Source organism: Enterobacter cloacae complex sp. 677-3DZ2D5B (genome assembly GCF_004136695.1).
GTDB lineage: Bacteria > Pseudomonadota > Gammaproteobacteria > Enterobacterales > Enterobacteriaceae > Enterobacter > Enterobacter hormaechei_C.
In genome coordinates this window covers 1-6,424 of record NZ_QFLS01000025.1, presented here as the reverse complement: position 1 = coordinate 6,424, position 6,424 = coordinate 1, and the positions used below count along the sequence as shown (strand labels likewise).

Annotated in this window: 7 protein-coding genes; 4 read left to right on the top strand and 3 right to left on the bottom strand. The window is 61.5% G+C overall.

What is annotated here, in order from left to right:
• The first annotated feature begins 38 nt into the window (after window positions 1-38).
• From DD597_RS24460 to DD597_RS24435, 4 genes are all read left to right on the top strand, one after another.
• Window positions 39-386 (top strand): quaternary ammonium compound efflux SMR transporter QacE delta 1, encoded by a 348-nt coding sequence (locus DD597_RS24460; RefSeq protein WP_000679427.1) that lies wholly within the window; start codon window positions 39-41, stop codon window positions 384-386.
• On the top strand, window positions 380-1,219 hold the full coding sequence (sul1, locus tag DD597_RS24455; RefSeq protein ID WP_000259031.1) for a sulfonamide-resistant dihydropteroate synthase Sul1: 840 nt from the start codon (window positions 380-382) through the stop codon (window positions 1,217-1,219). The genes DD597_RS24460 and sul1 overlap by 7 nt, the downstream gene beginning before the upstream one ends.
• A gap of 127 nt (window positions 1,220-1,346) precedes the next feature.
• Entirely contained in the window at window positions 1,347-1,847 is a 501-nt protein-coding gene (locus tag DD597_RS24445; RefSeq protein ID WP_000376623.1) for a GNAT family N-acetyltransferase, read from the top strand.
• A gap of 506 nt (window positions 1,848-2,353) precedes the next feature.
• The gene (locus tag DD597_RS24435) at window positions 2,354-3,118 is read left to right on the top strand and encodes an IS6-like element IS6100 family transposase (RefSeq protein WP_001389365.1); all 765 of its coding nucleotides are present in this window, start codon (window positions 2,354-2,356) and stop codon (window positions 3,116-3,118) included.
• A gap of 492 nt (window positions 3,119-3,610) precedes the next feature.
• Here the strand turns inward: DD597_RS24435 and mphR(A) are convergent, their stop codons facing one another.
• The 3 genes from mphR(A) to DD597_RS24410 are packed head-to-tail and all read right to left on the bottom strand — an operon-like array spanning window position 3,611 to window position 6,335.
• Window positions 3,611-4,195, bottom strand: coding sequence for a macrolide-binding transcriptional repressor MphR(A) (gene mphR(A) / locus DD597_RS24420; RefSeq protein WP_001137892.1), 585 nt, complete (start codon window positions 4,193-4,195; stop codon window positions 3,611-3,613).
• Window positions 4,195-5,433, bottom strand: a complete 1,239-nt coding sequence (gene mrx(A), locus DD597_RS24415) for a macrolide resistance MFS transporter Mrx(A) (protein WP_000004159.1) — start codon at window positions 5,431-5,433, stop codon at window positions 4,195-4,197. The genes mphR(A) and mrx(A) overlap by 1 nt, the downstream gene beginning before the upstream one ends.
• Window positions 5,430-6,335 carry an Mph(A) family macrolide 2'-phosphotransferase gene (locus DD597_RS24410; RefSeq protein ID WP_000219391.1) on the bottom strand — a complete coding sequence of 302 codons (906 nt, stop codon included), beginning with the start codon at window positions 6,333-6,335 and terminating at the stop codon, window positions 5,430-5,432. The genes mrx(A) and DD597_RS24410 overlap by 4 nt, the downstream gene beginning before the upstream one ends.
• Between the last annotated feature and the right edge of the window lie 89 nt (window positions 6,336-6,424).

Below are 6,424 nucleotides of genomic sequence, written 5' to 3'. Positions count from 1 at the left end.
CGTGCATAATAAGCCCTACACAAATTGGGAGATATATCATGAAAGGCTGGCTTTTTCTTGTTATCGCAATAGTTGGCGAAGTAATCGCAACATCCGCATTAAAATCTAGCGAGGGCTTTACTAAGCTTGCCCCTTCCGCCGTTGTCATAATCGGTTATGGCATCGCATTTTATTTTCTTTCTCTGGTTCTGAAATCCATCCCTGTCGGTGTTGCTTATGCAGTCTGGTCGGGACTCGGCGTCGTCATAATTACAGCCATTGCCTGGTTGCTTCATGGGCAAAAGCTTGATGCGTGGGGCTTTGTAGGTATGGGGCTCATAATTGCTGCCTTTTTGCTCGCCCGATCCCCATCGTGGAAGTCGCTGCGGAGGCCGACGCCATGGTGACGGTGTTCGGCATTCTGAATCTCACCGAGGACTCCTTCTTCGATGAGAGCCGGCGGCTAGACCCCGCCGGCGCTGTCACCGCGGCGATCGAAATGCTGCGAGTCGGATCAGACGTCGTGGATGTCGGACCGGCCGCCAGCCATCCGGACGCGAGGCCTGTATCGCCGGCCGATGAGATCAGACGTATTGCGCCGCTCTTAGACGCCCTGTCCGATCAGATGCACCGTGTTTCAATCGACAGCTTCCAACCGGAAACCCAGCGCTATGCGCTCAAGCGCGGCGTGGGCTACCTGAACGATATCCAAGGATTTCCTGACCCTGCGCTCTATCCCGATATTGCTGAGGCGGACTGCAGGCTGGTGGTTATGCACTCAGCGCAGCGGGATGGCATCGCCACCCGCACCGGTCACCTTCGACCCGAAGACGCGCTCGACGAGATTGTGCGGTTCTTCGAGGCGCGGGTTTCCGCCTTGCGACGGAGCGGGGTCGCTGCCGACCGGCTCATCCTCGATCCGGGGATGGGATTTTTCTTGAGCCCCGCACCGGAAACATCGCTGCACGTGCTGTCGAACCTTCAAAAGCTGAAGTCGGCGTTGGGGCTTCCGCTATTGGTCTCGGTGTCGCGGAAATCCTTCTTGGGCGCCACCGTTGGCCTTCCTGTAAAGGATCTGGGTCCAGCGAGCCTTGCGGCGGAACTTCACGCGATCGGCAATGGCGCTGACTACGTCCGCACCCACGCGCCTGGAGATCTGCGAAGCGCAATCACCTTCTCGGAAACCCTCGCGAAATTTCGCAGTCGCGACGCCAGAGACCGAGGGTTAGATCATGCCTAGCATTCACCTTCCGGCCGCCCGCTAGCGGACCCTGGTCAGGTTCCGCGAAGGTGGGCGCAGACATGCTGGGCTCGTCAGGATCAAACTGCACTATGAGGCGGCGGTTCATACCGCGCCAGGGGAGCGAATGGACAGCGAGGAGCCTCCGAACGTTCGGGTCGCCTGCTCGGGTGATATCGACGAGGTTGTGCGGCTGATGCACGACGCTGCGGCGTGGATGTCCGCCAAGGGAACGCCCGCCTGGGACGTCGCGCGGATCGACCGGACATTCGCGGAGACCTTCGTCCTGAGATCCGAGCTCCTAGTCGCGAGTTGCAGCGACGGCATCGTCGGCTGTTGCACCTTGTCGGCCGAGGATCCCGAGTTCTGGCCCGACGCCCTCAAGGGGGAGGCCGCATATCTGCACAAGCTCGCGGTGCGACGGACACATGCGGGCCGGGGTGTCAGCTCCGCGCTGATCGAGGCTTGCCGCCATGCCGCGCGAACGCAGGGGTGCGCCAAGCTGCGGCTCGACTGCCACCCGAACCTGCGTGGCCTATACGAGCGGCTCGGATTCACCCACGTCGACACTTTCAATCCCGGCTGGGATCCAACCTTCATCGCAGAACGCCTAGAACTCGAAATCTAACGTCCGTTCGGGCATCGAGGTCCATGTCGGGGTGGGACGGGCCCGTGGCTTCAAGATCACTTGCAGTCCGACCGCGATGTCTTGGTTGCGCGAGAGGTTGTCGATATCCTCCACTTCCATCATCAACCCTGGATAATGCCGCCGCCGTCATCGCCGCCGACGCCCGTGCCGGGCTTTTCGGGCCTGTCAGGCTTGCTCGGCCTTCAGCCTGCCTGGGCGAGATCTCCGGCGGACGGATTAACGGCGGAGCTTCGCCGCCTTTCGTGCGTGTGAAGGCCGAAGATAGTTCTCTCAAAAACATCCGTTTATGAGAGATACCAAATGTCATTTTCAGAAGACGACTGCACCAGTTGATTGGGCGTAATGGCTGTTGTGCAGCCAGCTCCTGACAGTTCAATATCAGAAGTGATCTGCACCAATCTCGACTATGCTCAATACTCGTGTGGGCTCTGTTGCAAAAATCGTGAAGCTTGAGCATGCTTGGCGGAGATTGGACGGACGGAACGATGACGGATTTCAAGTGGCGCCATTTCCAGGGTGATGTGATCCTGTGGGCGGTGCGCTGGTATTGTCGCTATCCGATCAGCTATCGCGACCTTGAGGAAATGCTGGCGGAACGCGGCATTTCGGTCGACCATACGACGATCTATCGCTGGGTCCAGTGCTACGCCCCGGAGATGGAGAAGCGGCTGCGCTGGTTCTGGCGGCGTGGCTTTGATCCGAGCTGGCGCCTGGATGAAACCTACGTCAAGGTGCGGGGCAAGTGGACCTACCTGTACCGGGCAGTCGACAAGCGGGGCGACACGATCGATTTCTACCTGTCGCCGACCCGCAGCGCCAAGGCAGCGAAGCGGTTCCTGGGCAAGGCCCTGCGAGGCCTGAAGCACTGGGAAAAGCCTGCCACGCTCAATACCGACAAAGCGCCGAGCTATGGTGCAGCGATCACCGAATTGAAGCGCGAAGGAAAGCTGGACCGGGAGACGGCCCACCGGCAGGTGAAGTATCTCAATAACGTGATCGAGGCCGATCACGGAAAGCTCAAGATACTGATCAAGCCGGTGCGCGGTTTCAAATCGATCCCCACGGCCTATGCCACGATCAAGGGATTCGAAGTCATGCGAGCCCTGCGCAAAGGACAGGCTCGCCCCTGGTGCCTGCAGCCCGGCATCAGGGGCGAGGTGCGCCTTGTGGAGAGAGCTTTTGGCATTGGGCCCTCGGCGCTGACGGAGGCCATGGGCATGCTCAACCACCATTTCGCAGCAGCCGCCTGATCGGCGCAGAGCGACAGCCTACCTCTGACTGCCGCCAATCTTTGCAACAGAGCCCGCCGTGCTAGTCTGCTCGGTGATGGTGGAGTGAAGCCAACCCGCAATCGGGTTATGAATCTGCATCGCGATTCGCAATCAGCTGTCTCTTGAGCATGTCGAACTCCTGCGATGTTATCTCGCCGTGCTCGTGCTGCTACACCAACTTGTCCAACTCATCCGCCACACCGCTCCCCACCACCTGCGATGGCCAGGTTGTTTGCTGGGCGCATTGGCGGAGTATCGTCTCGACCCGGGACACCCACACCGGCACAACCTTACGGGAGTGATTCACTGTCAAAGAATCGGCCCGGTGCTCTGACGCAAGTATCGGGATGGTCACCATTTGTAAGCCGTAGACCTGAGTGGTGATCAAGACTTCGATACCACCGACCGTACCGGTACTAATCGACGACGGTCGTGTTCGTCGCCTGCCGCAGGGACTCTGCACACCTCCGTTTACGCATGTGCCTGGAGGAGTTGGAAATCGTCGTGTTCGGGAAACATTAAACACAGGATGGCAGCGATCTGAGCCAGCACATGATCAGCTAGCTCACCATCCGGATCGACGGCCCACTGCATCGTCGCGCCAGCGATGACCGAGTGCAGGAGCAACTCAGCTGCCGCAGGAGCACCTGGGGGCAGTCGCTTGCGGATCCCCTCCACCACCGCGCGGTTCCGCTGGATCGCAAGCGTGCGTAGCTCCGGCACCTGGAGCTCGTACCAGGAGATGAGATAGTTCACCGAGAAGTCGTTGCGAGTGTTCATGCTCCGAACGAGCACCTGCAAAAATTCCCAGAGCCCTTGCGGCCCTGCGCCTATCGGTATCGCATTCAGGTAATGCCGCACCTGCTCGACGCCGCGCTCCATCATCCTCACCAGCAGCGTATCGCGGTTGGTGAAGCGCTGGATTAACGCTGCGCGGGAGAGCCCCACCTCCTTTGCTACTCCGCTGAGCGTGAACTCTATGGGACCGCAACGCTTCAGCACTACGGTGGCGGCCTCGAGTACCTCGTCATCGGACTTGAGCTTGGGGCGGGGCATCAGTGTTCACCTTCTGTATGGGTTGGGGCGGAGGCTGTGGCTGCCGCCGCCATTGTAGCAAATTGAAGACGGAGCGAGAGTAGAGCCACGAGCCCCGCAAACACGGCCGATACAACGAGGCCAGGGAGCGGACCAGCAAGGTCGACAAACGCGCCGGCCGCAAGCATAACCATGGGCGAGGCTGACAGCATCACCGCCGAGACCGTGCCGAGTACCCGGCCGAGAAGTTCTGGCGGCGTGCGGTTGTAGATGGCAGCGTTGAGAATGGGAGAGACTGAGCCGGTCAGCAGTCCCACGAGCGCGCCCAACAACATCAGCACCGGCACGCCTGGCAACTGTGAAAGCAGAAGCGAGCCCACCGCAGAGCCACAAAATGCCACCGCCAGCCAGTTCTGCGCTGATATCCGGGCGCCGACCGACGCATGAATGGCAATGCCAAGGAGACCACCAGCCCCCATCATTGAGGAGAACAGCCCGAGCTCTGCTACTTGGCGTCCTGCATCTACAAACAGCGCAGGCATGATGACGCTGCCGTTGGCGCCAACGATGCCCACGAAGATCATCACTATACCAAAGAGAGGGCGCAGCAGGGGTTCGCTCCAGAGAAAAGCGACGCCGGCGCGCATGGAGAGAGTCGCCGTCGTGGTCATCGTCCGAGCGGCACGCGCGGGAAGCACCCACGCGCCGAGCAGACCTGCAAGGACGGAGCAGAACGCCGTCAGCCCGAGCGTTGGCGCAGCGCCAAGCAGGCCGATTGCGGCCCCCCCAAGGGCCGGGCCACCTAGAATCGCGACGTTCCCGATCACCGCTTTCAGTGACGAGACGCGCTCAACGGAGAGCCCGGCGACGTGGCCGAGTTTGGGCAGCTCACTGTCCTGCGCGGCCATACCGGGTGCGTCGAACGCGGCACCGAGCACCACGCAAGCGATCAGCCCAGTGTTCGAGAGGGCGCCAACGGCATCGAGCAGTGGGATGCTCGCCATGGCCACGCCGCCCACCACACCCGAGATCAATGCGACGGGCGCGCGCCCGAACCGATCGACGAGGCCACCACCAACCCACGCGCCGATGATGGTCGCGATGACGCTGCTAGCGGCCGTGGCGCCCGCCCAGGCCGCGCTCTTTGTATGAGACAGGACGAACCATGGAAGCGCGAGGGCCGCCACCGCGTTGCCGATCCGGAAGAGAAAGGTCGCCGCGAACAGCGTCGCGAGCGGGCTATATCGACGTTCGCTCATTCCGCTGCGGCGAGCTGCGCCTTCGCCGCAGCGAGGTACTCTTCGTTACCCGAGTCGAGGGCGAAGAGTGCGTAGGTGACCGCCCCGAACGCAAGGCGCTCCGCGATGTGGTGGGCGAGCCGCGGCCACACCCGGCCACCGGCCGCTTCATACGTGAGGAGGAGCTTCGCGAGCCCCTCTTCACCAAAGACCATAAGGTGCGCGGCCATGTCGATGGCAGGGTCATCAACGCGGGCCTCGCTCCAGTCGATCATCCCGCTGACGCGCTCCGTGTTGTCGATGAGCACATGGCCCACGTAGAGATCGCCATGCACCACCACGGAGAAATCTGGCCACGACGAATCGTCGTCGAGCCAGCGCTGCCACCGGTGGAGGCGCTTGTCGTTCACCACGAACTCGCGTCGGACGCGGTCAACGTCGTCGGCCACCTTCTGACGGGCCTGCGTCGGTGTACGGATGAGCATCCCCGCATCCACGGCGGCGGAAATGGGGACGGCATGCAGGGCGGCGAGCGCGGTCGCGAAGCTCTCCGCGAAGACCTCCGAGTCCTGCGGCACGACCCAGTCGGGCGTGGACGAACCAGGCTGGATGACCATCGCAGTCGAGTCTTCGAGCATGGGATAGGCAACGAGCTCGGCGTTGGCCACGCGCCAGTCCGGCACCGCGAACGGCAGGCGATTCTTGAGCATTGCCAGCACCCGCGCCTCTGGTTCGACCTTCGCGCTTACCTCGGCTCGGCGCGGGATGCGCAGCACCCACCGACGTCCATCGTCGACGGTGGCGATCACGATCCTATAGTCGAGCCCAAGCTCATTGACAGTCAGCGGGCCATGGAGCTTGAGCCCATGTCGGGCTGCAAGTGCGTACAGTTGGGAGGTATCGGCGGTCGTGACTACGGTCATGATTCACTCCTGAGGGCTTGACGGGTTTAGCCACCTAAATGTAACAGTCACGTCGGTTATATTCAATCCGGCACTGTTGCAAAGTTAGC